The following is an 18,035-nucleotide window of genomic DNA, read 5'->3' as shown; positions in this document are numbered from 1 at the left end:
TGTCCGCACTATCCGCATCATTTTGCTGCGGGGACTGCCGATGAATTTACGGAAACTGCTGTCCGCGCTTCTGCTGCTGTCGTTCCCCGCCGTGGCGCAAGCGGCTGACATCAGTGGTGTCCCGAAAATCCGTGAAGGCGATCATCTGCAGATCGGCAACAACCGGATCCGCCTGGGCGGCATCGACGCGCCATCCGTCGATCAGCTCTGCCTCAACACCAAAGGCGAGCGCTGGGCCTGCGGCGCCGCCGCGCGCGACGAACTGACAAAACACTTCGGGGGCAAGAACTGGACCTGTCATACCAGGTCCGTCACCGACCGCCGCGGCCGCACGGTCGCGCGCTGCGAAGCCGACGGCGAAGACATCCAGAAATGGCTGGTGTCGAACGGCTGGGCGCTGGCGCTGACGCGGGTCTCGCGCGACTACGAGGGCGACGAGAAGGCCGCGCGCGAGGCCAAGGCCGGGATGTGGCAGGGCGCGTTCATCGCGCCGTGGGACTGGCGCGTCCGCAACAAGAAGACCGCCATTCTCGGCTCCATCACCCCGCCGGAGAATGCCAGGGCGATCCTGCTGGCGTCGGCATCGGGACCGAGCGCGCCTTCGCCCGACTGCACCATCAAGGGCAACGTCAACCGCTCCGGCGAATGCATCTTTCACCAGCCGACCAGCCGCTGGTATGCGAAGATCGAGATGAAAATATCAAAGGGCACGCGCTGGTTCTGCTCGGTGGAGGAAGCCGAAGCCGCCGGCTGCCGCGAGACGCGGCGGTAGCACCACGCCCCGGACGTGCTATCCTTTGCGGCCTGACATCGCGGAGCGCTGGATGTGACCAACGCCAATGGCGCGCAATCTCCGGTCAAGCCGAAGCATTCGCGGTGGAGACGCGCGGCTTGGATCCTGCTGCTCGTTGTCATCGTTTACGGCGCCCTCGCCTATCTGATACTTCCGTCGTTCTGGACCCACTACGAACATCAAAAAGGCCTCGCCAACTTACCGATGGTGACGCGGACCGGCCAGGGCATTCCCGGCGATCCCATGAATGTCGGGTTGATCGGCGATCTCGCTGACGTGGTCTGCGCGATGCACGCGGCCGGCTGGTATCCGGCCGACCGCATCACGCTGAAATCCTCGATCGAGATCGTCGGCAGCGTGCTGCTCGACCGTCCCTACAAGGACGCGCCGGTGAGCAATCTCTATTATCTCGGCCGCCGCGAGGATCTCGCCTATGAGAAGCCGATCGGGGCCAGCGCCGACCGCCGCAACCATGTGCGCTACTGGAAAGTGCTGGAAAGCGGCGAGGAGAAGCGTCCGGTCTGGCTTGGCGCGGCGACGGAAGATCGCGGCGTCGGCGTCAGCAAATACACCGCCGCCGTTACGCACCATATCAGCCCCGATCTCGACGCTGAACGCGCGCTGCTCGCGACTGACCTGGAAAACGCGGGCATGGTCGAGGCGAAATATCAGGTCACTGGCATCGGGCCGACGATTGCGGGTCACAACGGCGGCGGCGACCTCTATTACACCGACGGCGAGATCTGGGTGCTGCGGTTGGTCGAGGCCTGCAAGAAGCGCGAGGGGCCGGCGGTGACGATCCCGAGTCCGCCGGCGACCGAAATGAAGGACCAGATCTGGGCCGCCATCGCCAGGGCGGTCGGGAAATAGCGTGTGCAATTTGTCGTTATTGCCTGCGGCAAACGCGAAAGCGTTTGCGCAAGGGAGCAATGAGAGCAATTTGATCTATTTTGCGGCTCTGGATTGCTTCTTTGTGCAACCCGATGGCTCGCAATGCCGGTTTCGATCACATATTATCCGGCTTGACCACCAGCGCTTCGACTTCGCGCGCTTACCCATAAGGAAAACCAAAAAATGACCGTTCGCGCGGGCCGGGAATTTCTGGCCATCCCGGGACCTACCACCATGCCCGACGAAGTGCTGCAGGCGATGCACCGCCCGGCGCTCGACATCTATTCCGACCAGATGGTGCAATTGACCGAGAGCCTGCTCGCCGACCTCTCAAAATTGTTCGCCACCAAGGGCCACTCCTACATCTACATCGCCAACGGCCATGGCGCGTGGGAAGCAACGCTGTCCAACGTGCTGTCGCGCGGCGACAAGATGCTGGTGCTGGAGAGCGGACGCTTTGCGATCGGCTGGGGCAATGCGGCCGCCGCGATGGGGGTCGATGTCGAGGTGCTCAAGGGCGACTGGCGCCGCGCGATTCGTCCCGCGGAAGTCGAGGCGCGGCTGAAGCAGGACAAGGATCACAGCATCAAGGCGATCGTAGCCGTACAGGTCGATACGGCGTCGGGCGCCTATAACGACATCGAAGCGATCGGCAAGGCGATCAAGTCAAGCGGCCATCCGGCCCTGTTCATGGTCGACACCGTCGCCTCGCTCGGCTGCATGCCGTTCGAGATGGACAAATGGGGCATCGATGTCGCGATGTCCGGCTCGCAGAAGGGCCTGATGACGCCCCCCGGCCTCGGCTTCGTCGCCGCCAACGACCGCGCACGCGAGGTGCACAAAAAGGCCAATCTGCGCACGCCCTATTGGGACTGGACCGAGCGCGAAGGCAGCGAGCACTACCGCAAATATGCCGGCACCGCGCCGGTGCATCTGTTGTTCGCGCTGCGCAAGGCGATCGACATGCTCCATGTCGAGGGACTTGAAAACGCCTTTCTGCGTCATCGCCTGCTCGCCGAAGCGGTGCGCCGCGCAGTCGCAGCATGGTCCGAGGGCCAGGTGCTCGGCTTCAACATCGCGGAGGCCAATGAGCGGTCCAATACGGTAACGACGGTGACGATGAACGGCTTCGATCCGGCCGCGCTGCAGCGCTACTGCAAGGACAAATGCGGCGTGGTGCTCGGCACCGGCATTGGCGACCTCTCGGGGCAGGCGTTTCGCATCGCCCATATGGGCCATGTGAACGCGCCGATGATTCTGGGCACGCTCGGCGTCATCGAGGTCGGTCTCAATGCGCTGAACATTCCGCACGGCAAGGGCGGAACGGAAGCCGCGATCGAGTATCTCGGCGAGAGTGTGGGGGCGTAAGCCCTCATCACAGGCCTAAGCGGTCGTCCCTGCGAACGCTGGGACCCATACCGCGTGATCTATCGACGAAGCGCCGTGGCTGACGCTTTGCGTCGGCCAACCAGCATTCCAAGTTTGTTGGAAGGAAGCCGTCTCCGCGCGTGCCCTTTTCGTAGGCCGCGGCGTTTGGGTCCCTGCGTTCGCAGGGACGGCACCGGCCGATGGCTTAGCGGAACGCTTCGCTCTACCCATCCTACGGCCTGCGTCTCTCACAATGTGAAATCCGCGCGCAGCTTCTCAACACGCGCCCACAACACGGTTTCCCAACTCAACTCCCTTTCCCATCCCGTTTTTGTCCGTATACTGGTATACCAAGCCGGGCGCTGATCCGTGCACGAACAAGAGTGGGAGTGAGGCGATTGGCGTCGGTGGATTTGCGCGGCCTGACCAAGCGATTTGGCCCGCTTGCGGTGGTCGATAATGTCTCGTTGAAGATCGACCATGGACAGCTGGTCTGCCTGCTCGGCCCGTCCGGTTGCGGCAAGACCACGACGCTGCGGCTGATCGCCGGTTTCCTGGAACCTTCCGGAGGCGAGATCCATGTCGGCGACCGGCTGGTGTCGTCGAAGGCGCGCACGCTGCCGCCCGAGCAGCGCAGCATGTCAATGATCTTCCAGAGCTACGCGCTGTGGCCGCACATGACGGTGACAGAAAACATCGTCTACGGCCTGCGCCTGCGCAAAATGGACCGCGACACGATCGGCAAAAAACTCGCGGCGATCTTGGCCACGACCAAGCTCGAGGCGCTGGCGCAGCGCTATCCCGGTGAGCTCTCCGGCGGGCAGCAGCAGCGGGTAGCGCTGGCGCGCGCGCTGATCGTCGAGCCGGAGACGCTGTTGCTGGACGAGCCGCTCTCCAACCTCGATGCAAACTTGCGCGAGGAGATGCGGTTCGAAATCCGCAGGCTGCATGACGAATACCGCTACACCACCGTCTATGTCACCCACGACCAGTCCGAGGCCATGACCACGGCCGACCTGATCGCGGTCATGAATGGCGGGCGGATCGACCAGCTCGGCACGCCCGAAGACATCTATGCGCGGCCAGAGTCCGAATTCGTGGCGCGCTTCATCGGCGCCAGCAACGTCATCAAGGGCACCGCGCTCGATGCCAACCATGTGTCTTTCGCGGGCGCGACATTGAAGGTCGTCGGCTCGCCGCTCACATCGGGCCAAAGCGCCGTGGTCGCGATCCGCCAGCACGATGTCGGGCTGTCGACGCAGGCGCCGGCTTCCTCAGAGAATGCGATCAAGGCCGTCGTGACGCGGCAGGTCTATCTCGGCGCCGCGCGCGACTACATGGTGGAGGTGGCCGACGGCACCAGTTTGCGCGCCACCACGCCGACCGAAACCAGCGTGCAAAAGGGCGGTGAGGTCTGGCTGACACTGCCGCCGGAGCGCTGCCGGGCGCTGAGCCGGTAAGAACAACAAAAAACGGGAGGACGCGATGAAGGAACGAAAACTTTCCAGACGCGACATCCTGCAAGGCGCGGCCACGCTTGCTGCCGGCACCGTGTTCGCCTCTCCCGTTCGGGCGCAGACGCCGGAGCCGGTCGCGATCACGCCCGCGCTGGTGGAGGCGGCGAAGAAGGAAGGCAAGCTGATTTTGTACTCGTCGATGGACCTGCCGGTCGGTGAAAAGCTCGGCAAGGCCTTCGAGGCCGCTTATCCCGGCGTCGCCGTGCAGATCGAGCGCTCCGGCTCGGAGCGGCTATTCCAGCGGATCGATCAGGAATTCGGTTCAGGCATCCGCGCCGCCGATGTGATCAACACCTCGGACGCATCGCACGTCATCACCTGGAAGCGGAACAAGTGGTTGGCGCCCTTTGTATCGGAAGATATGGCCCGGCATTTTCTCCCTGAATATCGCGACCCCGACGGCATGTCCGCCACGTCGCGGATCTATCTGTCGTCGATGGCCTACAATACCAATCTGGTAAAGGCGGAAGACGCCCCGAAGAGCTTTGCCGACCTGCTTGATCCCAAATGGGCAGGCAAGATGGTCAAGGGCCACCCGGCCTATAGCGGCACCATCATGACCGCGACCTTCCAGATGGTGCGCGAACTCGGCTGGGAGTACATGGAAAAACTTTCAAAGCAGCGGGTCATGCAGGTGCAGTCGTCGACCGATCCGCCGAAAAAGCTTTCGCTTGGCGAACGCGCCGTGATGGCCGACGGCAATGAATACGGCGTCGTGCTGCTGAAGGAAGCCGGCCAGCCGGTTGAGCCGATCTATCCGGCCGAGGGCGCGCCGACGATCTCGGGGCCGACAGCCATCTTTGCGTCCGCACCGCATCCGAATGCCGCGCGGCTGTTCCAGGCCTGGCTGCATACGCGTGAGACCCAACAATTCTTCACCGACTTCACTGCGCAGCATTCGGTTCACGCCCAGGTGCAATCGAAGCCGGGGCGACGAAAGATTTCGGACATCAAGCTGATGAAGGAGGATGCTGATGGCGTGGAGAAGATGGCCGAAGAGATCAAGACGCGCTATGCGCGGCTGTTCAGGGTTTGAAAGATCGACCCTCATGGTGAGGAGGCGCGAAGCGCCGTCTCGAACCATGAAGGCCCCGCTGGTGCATCCCGGCTTTCATCCTTCGAGACGCCGCTAAAGCGGCTCCTCTGGATGAGGTCGACATCTGACTCGTGGATAACATGACCATTGCCATTACCGCCACCGAACCCCGAAAATCCCGCTTCGACTTCACGCGTTCGGTCCTGTGGCTGTTCGCCGCGTTCATGATCGTCCTGATCGTGCTGCCGATGTCGTGGCTGGCGGTGTTCGCCTTCACGGACAAGGCGCGAAACCCGACGCTGCAGAATTTCGTCACGCTGTTCACCGACCCGGCATTCCTCGATCCGCTGCTGACGACCGCGATCATCGCCACCACCTCGGCGGTGATCTGCTGCCTTGTTGCCGCGCCGATCGGTTGGCTGGTGTCGCGCACCGACATGCCCGGGCGTCAGACCATCCGCGCGCTGGTGACGGCGTCCTTTGTCACGCCGCCGTTTCTCGGCGCGGTCGCCTGGGAATTGCTGGCGGCGCCCAACAGCGGACTGTTGAACCAGCTCTATCGCTATCTCACCGGCGCCGAAGATCCGCTGTTCGACATCTATTCGCTGACCGGACTGATCTTCGTGATCTCCTGCTACACGTTTCCGTTTGTGTTCGTACTGGTCGCCAACGCGCTCGACAACATGCCGGGCGAGCTCGAAGACGCCTCCGCCATTCTCGGCGGCAAGGCATGGACCACGGCGCGGCGCGTCACGATTCCGTTGGCGCTCCCCGCGCTGGTCGCGGGCGCGCTGATCGCGTTCCTGCAGGCCATGACGCTGTTCGGATCGCCCGCGATCCTGGCGCTGCCGGCCGGCTTCCACACCATGACGACAAAAATCTGGAGCCTGTTCCAGTATCCACCAAAACTCGAATTGGCCGCAGCCGCCGCCGTACCGCTGTTGCTGCTTACAATATTGCTGCTGCAGGGCCAGAAATTCCTGCTCGGCCGCCGCGGCTTTTCGGTGGTCGGCGGCAAATATGGCGCGCCGCGTCAGGTCGAGATGAAGGGATGGCGCTGGGCGGCGCTGGCGTTCTGCCTCATCGTGCTGCTCAATCCGGTATTCCTGCCCTATTTCGCGCTGCTCAACGCGGCGTTCTCGCCGAACGCGACCACGCTGGTGACGCCAACGACGGCCACATTGCACAACATTGTTTTTGTGTTCACCGAATTGTCGTCGACCCAGCTCGCGCTGAAAAACACGGTGATCCTCGGCGCATCGACGGCGACCATCGGCACGGTCCTCGCGCTGGTCGTCGCTTATGTCACTACCCGCCGCGTGATCGCGAGCCACCGCATTCTCGGCTTTCTCGCGACCGCGCCGGTCGCGGTGCCCGGCATCGTGCTCGGTGTCGGGCTATTTTTGAGCTACACCCGGCCACCCTTCGTGCTCTACGGCACGCTGTGGATCCTGCTGCTGGCGTTCCTCACCATCAATCTGCCGTCGGCCTACCAGCAATTGCAGGCGGCGTTCGCGACCATTCATCCCGAACTGGAAGATGCCAGCCGCATCCTTGGCGCAACGCGCCTCCAATCGCTGTGGCAGATCACCGCGCCCCTGCTGCGCACCGGCGTGATCGCGACCTGGTGCTTCATCTTCATCGGCGTGATGCGCGAACTATCCGCGGCGATCGTGCTGTTCACCTCGCAGACCAAGGTGCTGTCGGTCCTGATCTACGACCTCAACGAAAGCGGCGACCTCGCCGCGATTTCAGTGCTGGGTATCGCCATGCTGGTGATCACCTTTGCGGTGGTGCTGGCGGTGAACCGGATTCCAGTGTTCGGCGGCGGCGCCGCGGCGAGGCTGCGGAATAGCTAGAGTGTAGGGTGGGCAAAGCGAAGCGTGCCCACCATTCAGGCAACGATTCGACGATAGATGGTGGGCACGCTTCGCTTTGCCCACCCTACGGTTCGAACTTATACGCATCGACCTGCGCTTTGAGTCGCTCCAGCGATGCCAGCGGCTTCGCGCGATCGACAACATACTTTTGCTCCGCCAGCCACGACAAGATCTTCAGATCGGTTGCCGGCGAATGATGAATCACGTCACCGTAGTTACCAAGCTCGTGGGTCACATCCTTCACGTCGCGGAAATCAGACAGCCGCACATTAGGGAATTGCAGCAATCGCGGGAAAGCGTAGGCCGCAAAATCGTGGGCGATTTTGAGCGTTGCCGGCGAGGCGTCGCGCATCGCGACGAAATGCAGGATCGAATAGGGTGCGAAGTAGATATCGAAGCTGACGTCCGGATTGTTCTCGATCAACGCGATCGCGTCGCGCTCGAAATTCCTGACCATCGCGTCGTAATTGTAGCCTTCCGCGATGGAACTGCTACGCGCAGGGTCGGTGATGCGCCTGAAGGTGTCGACAGCGCTTTTCGCATTATAGAACCCCGCAACGTCGAAATCGGGCCGCAGCGTGTTGATGTCGTCGACACGCGAAATCGGAAATCTGAACATCACGCCGTTCGTCAGCCGCGCGACGACCGGCTCAAATGGCGGGATCGCCCGCGCCACCAGCCACAGCGACTCGCGCGCCATGGCGCCGCTGAACAAATAGCCGGCGATGCCTTTGGCATTGCGCCGGTAGAGGTCGGCCGGAACGTAGATGTCGGAATCGATCTCGGGCGCGTCGCGAAAGATCCAGTCGTCCATTTGCCAGATCACCCGCTTCGGACGGCGCGCCATCGCCGCCGCCAGCACAAAATTTTGCTCGCGGGAATTCGACCCGGTCATCGCGAGCTTCAGCGAGCGGGCGCCCAGGGCCTTGTCGATGTCGCTCTGGCGAAAATGAATCGCAAGCGAGGTGCCCATGAAGACGGTATCGAAATCCTGGCTGCGGATCAGACCGGCGTTCTGCATGCGGCTGTCGGCCGAATACATCGCCGGAAACAGCCGCGCGGCCCGGAACAGCTGCAGCGGATCGACGGCGAAGTTCAGCGCCGCCGCCATCAGGATGATGGCCGCCGCTGCGCATAGAAACCGCCACAGGTTTTTCGCCGATATGCTCATGAGATCATGACCCGAAGACGGATCATGATCTCATCTCTTTGTTTGAGCATGATCTCCGCGCAAACGCGTTCCGCGTTTGTCGCGAGGAAAGACCGGTATCCACTTTTTCGGATCATGCCTAGAACCTGAAATAGATGAATTCGCTGTGCTGCTGGATTCCGAGAATCCCGAACGCCAGCACCGCCGCGGTGGCATAGAGGAACAGCGGGCGCATCCGCTGCGCGCGAAGTTTTTCGCCGACGGTCCGGTTCTCGTGGTCGTAGCCCATGATCTCCTGCGTGTTCGGTGCGAACCAGGCCAGCGCGGCGTAGATCGCGACGAACAGCGCGTAGAGCATCTCAAGGCGGCCAAAGGCGATATTGGAGGGATCGGCCATTTTCGACAACACCGAGAGCGCAGTCGCCATGTCCGGGGCGCGGAAGAAGACCCAGGCGATGACGACAGCCAGAAATGTCAGGATCAACCCGGCGATATCGGCAAGGCGCGCAAACCGCGGCGACGGGTTGGGACCAAAATTGCTCCAGGCGTGATTGATGCAGAGATAAACGCCGTGCAGCACACCCCAGATCACAAAAGTCCAGGCCGCGCCATGCCAGAGGCCGCCGAGCAGCATGGTGACCATGAGATTGACATAGCGCAGGACGCGGCCGTGGCGGTTGCCGCCGAGCGGAATGTAGAGATAGTCACGCAGGAACTGTGACAGCGTCATGTGCCAGCGCCGCCAGAAATCGACGATGGAGGCCGCCTTGTAGGGCGAATTGAAATTCAGCGGCAGGAAGATGCCGAACATCAGCGACATGCCGATCGCCATGTCGGAATAGCCGGAGAAATCGAAATAGAGCTGGAACGTGTAGGCCAGCACGCCGATCCAGGCCTGATCGAAGGTCGGCGTGTTGGGGCCGAAGGCTTGGCTCACCAGCGGCTGAATGCCGTCGGCCAGGCACGTCTTCTTGAACAGGCCGATGGCGAAGATGATCAGGCCGCACAGGATGAGATGCGGATCGGGGCGCTTTGTCTCCGCCCGCTCGAACTGCGGGATCATGTCCTTGTGGTGCAGGATCGGCCCGGCAATCAGGTGCGGGAAATAAGTGACGAACAGCGCGTAATGCGGCAGCGCATAGCGCGCGACGTTGCCCCTGTACGCATCGACCAGAAACGCGATCTGGGTGAAGGTGTAGAAGGAGATGCCGACCGGCAGCACGATGTTGACCATGAGGCCGGTCGACAACAGCGCGTTGAGATTGGCGGCGAAAAATCCCGCATATTTGAAGATGCCGAGCACGAGCAAATCGCCGCCGACGCCTGTGGTGAGCACGGCAAACCGCGCGCGAGGGCCGAGCTTGCGCCCGATCAGCAGATAGCCGACGCCATAATTGAAGGCGATCGAAAGCAGCAGCAGCGGAACGAACTGCCAGCCACCGAAGGCATAGAATACCAGCGAGGCCAGCGCCAGCCAGACCACCGGGGCCAGATCGCTGCGGCGGCCGAGCGCGAAATACCCGAGCAGAACGACCGGCAGGAACATGAAGATGAAGGAGTAGGAATTGAAGAGCATCAGGCCTTTCCCGACGGGGCCGAAAAGCCTAACCATACAACGCGCTAGCCAACAAGATTGGGGTTCGTCCCGATCTGGTAATTGGCGTTTCCGAGCCGATATATAGAAGGCCCGTCTCCCTCTTCCCGTTCTTCACGGGAAGAAGGTCGGGGTGAGGGCTCTATCCACGGGCACTTCGCTTGATTGATAGACCTGTACCCCCTTCACCCGGATCGCACATCTCGCCTAGGAACTGAACGAGGATCGAGTGACTGAATCTGCAGCCAAGAAGACTTCTCTGCCCGCGCCATCGGCGCCACGCCGTCCGCATTCCTTCACCACGCACGGCATCACGGTGACGGATGATTACGCCTGGCTGAAAGATGCCAGATGGCAGGAAGTGCTGCGCGACCCCTCGGTCCTGGACCCGGATATCCGAAAGTATCTCGAAGCGGAAAACGACTACACCGAGAGCCTGCTCGGCCATACCGCGCCATTGCAGAAGAACCTGGTGGCGGAAATGCGCGGACGGATCAAGGAAGACGATTCCAGCGTGCCCGCGCCGGACGGCCCGTTTGCCTATTTGCGGAAATTCCGCGAGGGCGGGCAGCATGAACTGTTCGGCCGCACGCCGCGCGATGGCGGCGACGTAACAATCGTGCTCGACGGCGACGCGCTGGCCAAGGACCACGAATACTTCAAGTTCGGCAGCGCGCGGCATTCGCCTGACCATAATTTGCAGGCGTGGAGCGCCGACACCAAGGGCTCGGAATATTTTTCCATTCGCGTACGCGACTGGGCCGATGGCAAGGATCGTGACGACCTCATCGAGGAAACCGATGGCGGCATCGTCTGGAGCACGGATTGCAACAGCTTCTTCTACGTCAAGCTCGACGACAACCACCGCCCGATGCAGGTCTGGCGCCACAAGCTCGGCACCCGGCAGGCCGACGACACGCTGGTGTACGAGGAAAAGGATTCGGGCTGGTTCACCCATCTGCATGAGAGCTCGTCGGGCCGCTTCTGCGTCATCGCCGGCGGCGATCACGAGACCTCGGAGCAAAGGCTGATCGACCTCGAACATCCCGACGCGCCGCCGCGGCTGGTCGCGGCGCGCGAGGAAGGCGTGCAGTATTCGCTCGCCGACCGCGGCGATGAACTGTTCATTCTCACCAACGCGGATGGCGCCATCGACTTCAAGGTCGTCACCGCGCCGCTCGCCGCGCCCGAGCGCGCCAATTGGCGCGACCTGATTCCATATCGCGAAGGCGTTTATGTGATCGATGTCGAGCTCTATGCCGGCCACATGGTGCGGCTGGAGCGCGCCAATGCGCTGCCTGCGATCATCATCCGCGATCTCGAGAGCGGCGAGGAGCACGCCATCGCGTTCGATGAGGCCGCCTACTCGCTCGACACCATGGGCGGCTATGAATTCGAGACCACGAATCTGCGGTTTTCCTATTCGTCGATGACGACGCCGGCGGAAGTCTATGATTACGACATGGCGACGCGGGCGCGGGTACTGCGCAAGCGGCAGGAGATTCCGTCCGGCCACAACCCCGCCGACTACGTCACCACGCGCATCATGGCGACCTCCCATGACGGTGCGCTGGTGCCGGTCTCGATCCTTCATCGGAAAGACCTGGTGCGCGACGGCAAGGCGCCGCTGCTGCTGTACGGCTACGGCTCCTACGGCATGGCGATGCCGGCGTCCTTTGCCGCCAACCGGCTGTCGCTGGTCGATCGTGGTTTTGTCTATGCGATCGCGCATATCAGGGGGGGCGCCGACAAGGGCTGGGGCTGGTATCTCGACGGCAAGCGCGAGAAGAAAACGAACACGTTCGATGATTTTGCGGCGGCGGGGCGCGCGCTGATCGAGGCCAGGTACACCAGCGCAAAGCGCATCGTCGGCCATGGCGGCAGCGCCGGCGGCATGCTGATGGGCGCGGTCGCTAACCGATCAGGCGAACTGTTCGCCGGCATTGTCGCCGAAGTGCCGTTCGTCGACGTGTTGAACACGATGCTCGACGACACGCTGCCGCTGACGCCGCCGGAATGGCCGGAATGGGGCAACCCGATCGAAAGCGAAAAGGATTTTCGCACCATCTTGTCGTACTCGCCCTACGACAATCTCGCGGCCAAGGAGTATCCCGCGATCCTGGCGATGGGCGGGTTGACCGATCCGCGCGTCACCTATTGGGAGCCCGCAAAGTGGATCGCGCGGCTGCGCCCCACCATGAGCGGCGGCGGCCCGGTGCTGTTGCGCACCAACATGGGTGCCGGCCACGGCGGCGCGTCAGGGCGGTTCAACCGGCTGGATGAAGTGGCGATCGCGTACGCGTTCGCGCTGTGGGCGGTGGGGATGGCGGAGAAGGCGGAGAAGGCGGAGGTGTGAGCGTCAGACCGACGCCAGGCTCGGCGGCGGCCACGTTCGTAGCGCCATCTCGGCAATCTTGCGCAATTGCTCGCGCGTCGTGCCGCCGGCCGCCTGCACCGCCATGCCCTGCAGGAACGCGGAGAGGTAAGCTGCGAGATCGGCGGCATCGGATCCCTGAGGCAGGTCGCCTTCGGCGATCGCCTGCTCGAAGCGCTGGCGCAAATCCTGTTCGCCGTTGGCGCGGCGCGACATCAATTCCTGCTTGATGGATTCGGCGGCATCGCCGCAGCTCAGCGCGCCCTGTACCGCCAGACATCCCGGATGGTTCGGGTCAGTGACGGCATTGGCGCTTTCATAGAGCAAGTGCTCGACAACGGCGCGCGTGGTCGGCTTAGCCAGCGCGGCCTGAAAGTAACCGCCGGGACCGTCGACATAACGATCCAGCGCCTTGCGAAACAGTTCTTCCTTGTTGCCGAACGCGGAATAAAGACTTGGCTTGGTGATCCCCATGGTTTCCGTGAGGTCCGCCATCGACGCGCCTTCGTAGCCTTTGCGCCAGAACACCTGGAGCGCCAGGTCGAGCGCCTTGTCGACATCGAATTCGCGGGGCCGTCCCATGGCCATGGCGGGTCCTTCCTTTAGTTTCCTACCAATCGTTAGATAAGTGACTTGACAGGACATGTCGATGGGCCATCTATACCGGACGTTATGAATGTGTGCGCTGCAGCGTAGACGTGGATCGGGTGTCGTCATCGGTTCCGGGTCTGCTCAAAACCGGGGTTAACAGCGCCGAATGTCCTGCCGAACTGGGGTCTCCATGAAAAATATCATCAAAAACAAACGCTTGGTCGGAACGGGGCTGGTTCTGGCCGCCTTGGCCATCGCCGCAGGCGCAACTTTCCTGAGCGGTCGAGGCGGAAGCGCACAGGCCGAGACGGCGACAGCAGCACCTGCGGCCCTGCCGGTCTCGGTCTCCGTCGTCGCGCCCCGGCAGACCGTGCCATGGGACGAATTTTCCGGCCGGCTTGAGGCTGTCGAACGGGTCGAAATCCGCTCGCGGGTCGCAGGCGCGATTCAGGAAATCCACTTTACGGAGGGTGCGCTGGTCAAACAGGGAGATCTGTTGATCCTGATCGATCCGTCGCTGTATGCGGCCGATGTGGCGCGGGCCGAAGGCCAGGTGGCCGCGGCCAAGGCGCGCCTGATCCTCACCAAGAGCGATTTCGAGCGTGGCCAGCAATTGACGGATTCGCGCACGATCTCGCAGCGCGATTTTGACGGCCGCGTTAACGCCTACAGCGAGGCCGAAGCCAATCTGAAGGCGGCCGAGGCGGCGCTGCAAACGGCAAAGCTCAATCTCGGCTATACCGAAGTACGGGCGCCGGTCTCCGGGCGGGTCGGCAAGCTCGAGATCACCGTCGGCAATCTGATCGCCGCCGGCCCTGGAACGCCGGTTCTGACCACGCTGGTCTCGGTCAATCCGATTTATGCCAGCTTCAATGCCGACGAGCAGGTCGTGACGCGGGCACTGCGGACGCTGGCGGACGAATCGACGCCGTCCGAGATCGGACGCATCCCGGTGCAGATGGGGACCGGCACCACCGACGGCACACCCTACAAGGGAAAGATGCAGCTGATCGACAACCAGGTCGATGCGCGCAGCGGCACCGTGCGGGTGCGTGCGGTGTTCGACAACGCCGACGGCAGGCTGATGCCGGGCCATTTCGCCCGGCTGCTGATGGGTCAGCCCAAAGCCGAGCCGGTGTTGCTGATCAGCGAACGCGCCGTCGGCACCGACCAGAACAAGAAATTCGTGATGGTCGTCGACAAGGACAGCAAGGCGGAATATCGCGAAGTTGCGCTCGGCGTATCGATCGAAGGCATGCGCGTGGTGACCGGCGGGCTGCACGCCGGCGAACGCATCGTGGTCAAGGGATTGCAGCGTGTGCGGCCCGGCGCGCTGGTCGCGCCCGAGGTGGTGGCGATGGGTTTTGCTTCTTCCGCGACCGAGGTGGCGCAACGCTAGCAGTGATCCCGGTGCTCTTATGAGAGCACCGGGCAACTATCAAAAAACGACAGAAGTGAATCAGTGCGGTCGATCATGGTCGGCCGCGCCGGGACCCTTGCGTTTCGCAGCCCGGCCATCAGCGAGACAGTGTCATGAACTTTTCCAGATTTTTCATCGATCGGCCGATCTTCGCGGGCGTGCTGTCGACCCTGATCTTCGTGGCGGGACTTCTGTCGCTGCCGGCGCTGCCGATCTCGGAATATCCGGAAGTGGCGCCGCCGACGGTGGTGGTGCGCGCGCAATACCCGGGCGCCAACCCCAAGGTGATCGCCGAGACGGTATCGACGCCGATCGAGGAGCAGATCAACGGGGTCGAAGGCATGCTCTACATGAGCAGCCAGGCCACCACCGATGGATTGATGACGCTCAACGTGACGTTCCGGCTCGGCACCGATCCGGACAAGGCACAGCAACTCGTGCAAAACCGGGTGGCGCAGGCCGAGCCGCGACTGCCCAGCGAGGTCCGTACCCTCGGCATCACCACGATCAAGAGCGCGCCCGATCTCACCATGGTGGTGCATCTGCTGTCACCGAACGGCCGCTACGACATGACCTATTTGCGCAACTATGCCGTGCTCAACGTCAAGGATCGGCTGGCGCGCATCGAAGGCGTCGGCCAGGTGCAGCTGTTCGGCTCCGGCGACTATTCGATGCGGGTCTGGCTTGATCCGCAGAAGGTCGCCGAGCGCGGTCTGTCGGCCGCCGACGTGGTGCGCGAGATCCGGGCCCAGAACGTCCAGGCGGCGGCGGGCGTCGTGGGGGCATCGCCAAGCGAGGTCGGGCTCGATTTGCAGCTCTCCATCAACGCACAAGGGCGGCTGCAGACGGAGGAAGAGTTCGGCGAAATCATCGTCAAGAACGGCGCCAATGGCGAAGTCACAAGACTTCGCGATATCGCCCGGATCGAGCTTGGCGCCGCGGACTATTCGCTGCGCTCGCTTCTGGATAACAAATCAGCGGTGGCCGTGCCGATCTTCCAGTCGCCGGGCTCCAATGCGATCAAGATTTCCGACTCCGTCCGCAAGATGATGCTCGAACTGAAGGCGAACATGCCGGACGGCATGGATTACAGTATCGTCTATGACCCCACGCAATTCGTTCGCGCCTCGATCGAGGCGGTGGTGCATACGTTGCTGGAAGCCGTGGCGCTGGTCGTGCTGGTGGTCATCCTGTTCCTGCAGACCTGGCGGGCGTCGATCATTCCGCTGATCGCGGTGCCGGTCTCCATCATCGGCACCTTTGCCGTGATGCATGTGTTTGGCTTCTCGATCAACGCGCTGACATTGTTCGGGCTGGTGCTGGCGATCGGCATCGTCGTCGATGACGCCATTGTCGTGGTCGAGAACGTCGAGCGCAACATCGAGCAGGGGCTGACACCAAAGGAGGCGGCCTATCAGGCGATGCAGGAAGTCACCGGGCCGATCATCGCGATCGCGCTGGTGCTGATCGCGGTGTTTGTGCCGCTGGCGTTCATTACCGGATTGACCGGCCAGTTCTACAAGCAGTTCGCGCTGACGGTGGCGATCTCGACGGTGATTTCCGCGTTCAATTCGCTGACGCTGTCGCCGGCGCTGGCGGCAGTGCTGCTGAAATCCCACGACGCACCGAAGGACGCGCTCACCCGCGGCATGGATCGCGTGCTCGGCTGGTTCTTCCAGCGTTTCAATCGCTTCTTTCACCGCAGTTCGGAAGCCTACGGCCACGGCGTCAAACGGGTGATCTCGCGCCGGGCCATCGTGATGGTCGGCTATGTCGCGCTGATCGGCGTCACTTTTGGGCTGTTCAAGGCGGTGCCCGGTGGCTTTGTCCCCGGCCAGGACAAGCAGTATCTGGTAGGCTTCGCGCAACTGCCCGACGGCGCGACGCTCGACCGCACCGAAGAGGTGATCCGCCGCATGGGTGATATCGCCTTGAAGCTGCCGGGCGTCGAAAGCGCCGTGGCGTTTCCCGGCCTGTCGATCAACGGTTTCACCAACAGCTCGAACTCGGGGATCGTGTTCGTCACGTTAAAGCCTTTCGAAGAGCGCAAGGCGGCCAATCTCAGCGCGGGCGCGATCGCCGGCCAGCTCAACGGCAAGTTCTCCTCGATCCAGGAAGCCTTCATTGCCATGTTCCCGCCGCCGCCGGTGGCGGGGCTCGGCACCATCGGCGGCTTCAAGCTGCAGATCGAGGATCGCGCCGGGCTCGGCTATGAGGCGCTCAACGACGCCACCAAGGCGTTCATCGCCAAGGCTCAGGCGGCGCCACAACTGGCCGGGCTGTTCTCCAGTTATCAGGTCAACGTGCCGCAGCTTTATGCCGATATCGACCGCACCCGGGCGCGGCAGCTCAGCGTGCCCGTGACCAGCGTGTTTGACACCATGCAGATCTATCTCGGCTCGCTCTACGTCAACGACTTCAACAAGTTCGGCCGCACCTATTCGGTGCGGGTACAGGCGGACGCGAAATTCCGCGCCCGCGCCGACGATGTTGGACTGTTGAAGGTGCGCTCCGACACGGGCGAGATGGTGCCGCTGTCGGCGCTGCTGAAGATCAGGGAAAGCGCCGGGCCGGAGCGGGCCATGCGCTACAACGGCTTCCTCACCGCTGACCTCAATGGCGGTGCGGCACCCGGCTATTCGACCGGGCAGGCCCAGGAAGTCGTGGAGAAGATCGCGGCAGAGACCTTTCCGAAAGGCATCGCGTTCGAGTGGACCGACCTGACGTATCAAGAAATCATTGCCGGCAATTCGTCGCTGGTGGTGTTTCCGGTTGCGCTGCTGCTGGTATTCCTGGTGCTCGCCGCGCAATACGAGAGCCTGACGCTGCCGCTGTCGATCATCATGATCGTGCCGATGGGATTGCTGGCAGCGATGCTCGGCGTCTGGCTGACCAAGGGCGACAACAACGTGTTCACCCAGATCGGATTGATCGTTCTGGTGGGACTGTCGGCCAAGAATGCCATCCTGATCGTGGAGTTTGCGCGCGAGCTGGAATTCGCCGGACGTACGCCGGTGCAGGCCGCGATCGAAGCCAGCCGCCTGCGGCTGCGGCCGATCCTGATGACCTCGCTTGCCTTCATCATGGGCGTGGTGCCGCTGGTGATCTCCAGTGGCGCAGGCTCCGAGATGCGTCATGCCATGGGGGTTGCAGTATTTTCAGGCATGATCGGCGTCACGGCGTTCGGCATCTTCTTCACGCCGATGTTTTACGTGCTGCTACGCGCATTGGCCGGTAACCGGCCGCTGACGCAGCATGGCGAAGCATCGGTGGGAAATATCGCGCGCAGTCCGGCCGAGTGAGACGACGAATGCGCGGCCGTCACGGCGCAAGAATTCGCAGGCGTTTCACTAGCGCGGCCCGGCAAGCCATCGCGCATCTAACGATGCGCGATGGCTTCTCTCCCGAAGTCACTGCCTGC

The 18,035-nt window shown here is 62.6% G+C and carries 12 protein-coding genes; 9 read left to right on the top strand and 3 right to left on the bottom strand.

Annotated elements, in window-relative coordinates; all coding sequences use genetic code 11:
* Window positions 1-40 precede the first annotated feature (40 nt).
* From ACPPVP_RS02735 to ACPPVP_RS02710, 6 genes are all read left to right on the top strand, one after another.
* Window positions 41-772 (top strand): thermonuclease family protein, encoded by a 732-nt coding sequence (locus ACPPVP_RS02735; protein WP_426531065.1) that lies wholly within the window; start codon window positions 41-43, stop codon window positions 770-772.
* A 54-nt stretch (window positions 773-826) separates the two neighbouring features.
* Window positions 827-1,663 carry an LssY C-terminal domain-containing protein gene (locus ACPPVP_RS02730; protein ID WP_426531063.1) on the top strand — a complete coding sequence of 279 codons (837 nt, stop codon included), beginning with the start codon at window positions 827-829 and terminating at the stop codon, window positions 1,661-1,663.
* Window positions 1,664-1,867: 204 nt separating this feature from the next.
* Window positions 1,868-3,052 carry a pyridoxal-phosphate-dependent aminotransferase family protein gene (locus ACPPVP_RS02725; RefSeq protein WP_426531061.1) on the top strand — a complete coding sequence of 395 codons (1,185 nt, stop codon included), beginning with the start codon at window positions 1,868-1,870 and terminating at the stop codon, window positions 3,050-3,052.
* 407 nt (window positions 3,053-3,459) lie between these two features.
* Window positions 3,460-4,512: an ABC transporter ATP-binding protein gene (locus tag ACPPVP_RS02720; RefSeq protein WP_426538411.1), complete on the top strand. Its 1,053-nt coding sequence runs from the start codon at window positions 3,460-3,462 to the stop codon at window positions 4,510-4,512.
* A 25-nt stretch (window positions 4,513-4,537) separates the two neighbouring features.
* Window positions 4,538-5,605, top strand: coding sequence for an extracellular solute-binding protein (locus ACPPVP_RS02715; RefSeq protein ID WP_426531059.1), 1,068 nt, complete (start codon window positions 4,538-4,540; stop codon window positions 5,603-5,605).
* 140 nt (window positions 5,606-5,745) lie between these two features.
* Window positions 5,746-7,464, top strand: a complete 1,719-nt coding sequence (locus ACPPVP_RS02710; RefSeq protein WP_426531057.1) for an ABC transporter permease — start codon at window positions 5,746-5,748, stop codon at window positions 7,462-7,464.
* Between the two features lie 85 nt (window positions 7,465-7,549).
* On the opposite strand, the gene ACPPVP_RS02705 is transcribed toward ACPPVP_RS02710, so the two are convergent.
* Window positions 7,550-8,656, bottom strand: coding sequence for a hypothetical protein (locus ACPPVP_RS02705; RefSeq protein WP_426531055.1), 1,107 nt, complete (start codon window positions 8,654-8,656; stop codon window positions 7,550-7,552).
* Window positions 8,657-8,774: 118 nt separating this feature from the next.
* Window positions 8,775-10,211 (bottom strand): MBOAT family O-acyltransferase, encoded by a 1,437-nt coding sequence (locus ACPPVP_RS02700; RefSeq protein WP_426531054.1) that lies wholly within the window; start codon window positions 10,209-10,211, stop codon window positions 8,775-8,777.
* A gap of 247 nt (window positions 10,212-10,458) precedes the next feature.
* Between ACPPVP_RS02700 and ACPPVP_RS02695 the strand changes: the two genes are divergently transcribed.
* Window positions 10,459-12,585 (top strand): S9 family peptidase, encoded by a 2,127-nt coding sequence (locus ACPPVP_RS02695; RefSeq protein WP_426531052.1) that lies wholly within the window; start codon window positions 10,459-10,461, stop codon window positions 12,583-12,585.
* A 3-nt stretch (window positions 12,586-12,588) separates the two neighbouring features.
* Here ACPPVP_RS02695 and ACPPVP_RS02690 read toward each other — a convergent pair whose 3' ends face one another.
* The gene (locus ACPPVP_RS02690) at window positions 12,589-13,191 is read right to left on the bottom strand and encodes a TetR/AcrR family transcriptional regulator (RefSeq protein WP_426531050.1); all 603 of its coding nucleotides are present in this window, start codon (window positions 13,189-13,191) and stop codon (window positions 12,589-12,591) included.
* A gap of 193 nt (window positions 13,192-13,384) precedes the next feature.
* On the opposite strand from ACPPVP_RS02690, the gene ACPPVP_RS02685 reads away from it, so the two are divergent.
* Both ACPPVP_RS02685 and ACPPVP_RS02680 read left to right on the top strand, forming a co-directional pair.
* Window positions 13,385-14,593, top strand: coding sequence for an efflux RND transporter periplasmic adaptor subunit (locus ACPPVP_RS02685; protein ID WP_426531048.1), 1,209 nt, complete (start codon window positions 13,385-13,387; stop codon window positions 14,591-14,593).
* 134 nt (window positions 14,594-14,727) lie between these two features.
* Window positions 14,728-17,916: an efflux RND transporter permease subunit gene (locus ACPPVP_RS02680; protein ID WP_426531046.1), complete on the top strand. Its 3,189-nt coding sequence runs from the start codon at window positions 14,728-14,730 to the stop codon at window positions 17,914-17,916.
* The last annotated feature ends 119 nt before the right edge of the window (window positions 17,917-18,035 follow it).

The sequence above is a fragment of the Bradyrhizobium sp. McL0615 genome (assembly GCF_049993905.1).
Lineage (GTDB): Bacteria > Pseudomonadota > Alphaproteobacteria > Rhizobiales > Xanthobacteraceae > Bradyrhizobium.
The sequence above is the reverse complement of the archived record's forward strand: the minus strand, read 5'-3'. Positions and strand labels throughout refer to the sequence as shown.

Excerpts from the sequence above, each read along its gene's own strand:
- ACPPVP_RS02735 (WP_426531065.1), top strand. The coding sequence starts at position 41 with ATGAATTTACGGAAACTGCTGTCCGCGCTTCTGCTGCTGTCGTTCCCC.
- ACPPVP_RS02725 (WP_426531061.1), top strand. The coding sequence starts at position 1,868 with ATGACCGTTCGCGCGGGCCGGGAATTTCTGGCCATCCCGGGACCTACC.
- ACPPVP_RS02715 (WP_426531059.1), top strand. The coding sequence starts at position 4,538 with ATGAAGGAACGAAAACTTTCCAGACGCGACATCCTGCAAGGCGCGGCC.
- ACPPVP_RS02710 (WP_426531057.1), top strand. The coding sequence starts at position 5,746 with ATGACCATTGCCATTACCGCCACCGAACCCCGAAAATCCCGCTTCGAC.
- ACPPVP_RS02705 (WP_426531055.1), bottom strand. The coding sequence starts at position 8,656 with ATGAGCATATCGGCGAAAAACCTGTGGCGGTTTCTATGCGCAGCGGCG.
- ACPPVP_RS02700 (WP_426531054.1), bottom strand. The coding sequence starts at position 10,211 with ATGCTCTTCAATTCCTACTCCTTCATCTTCATGTTCCTGCCGGTCGTT.
- ACPPVP_RS02690 (WP_426531050.1), bottom strand. The coding sequence starts at position 13,191 with ATGGCCATGGGACGGCCCCGCGAATTCGATGTCGACAAGGCGCTCGAC.
- ACPPVP_RS02685 (WP_426531048.1), top strand. The coding sequence starts at position 13,385 with ATGAAAAATATCATCAAAAACAAACGCTTGGTCGGAACGGGGCTGGTT.
- ACPPVP_RS02680 (WP_426531046.1), top strand. The coding sequence starts at position 14,728 with ATGAACTTTTCCAGATTTTTCATCGATCGGCCGATCTTCGCGGGCGTG.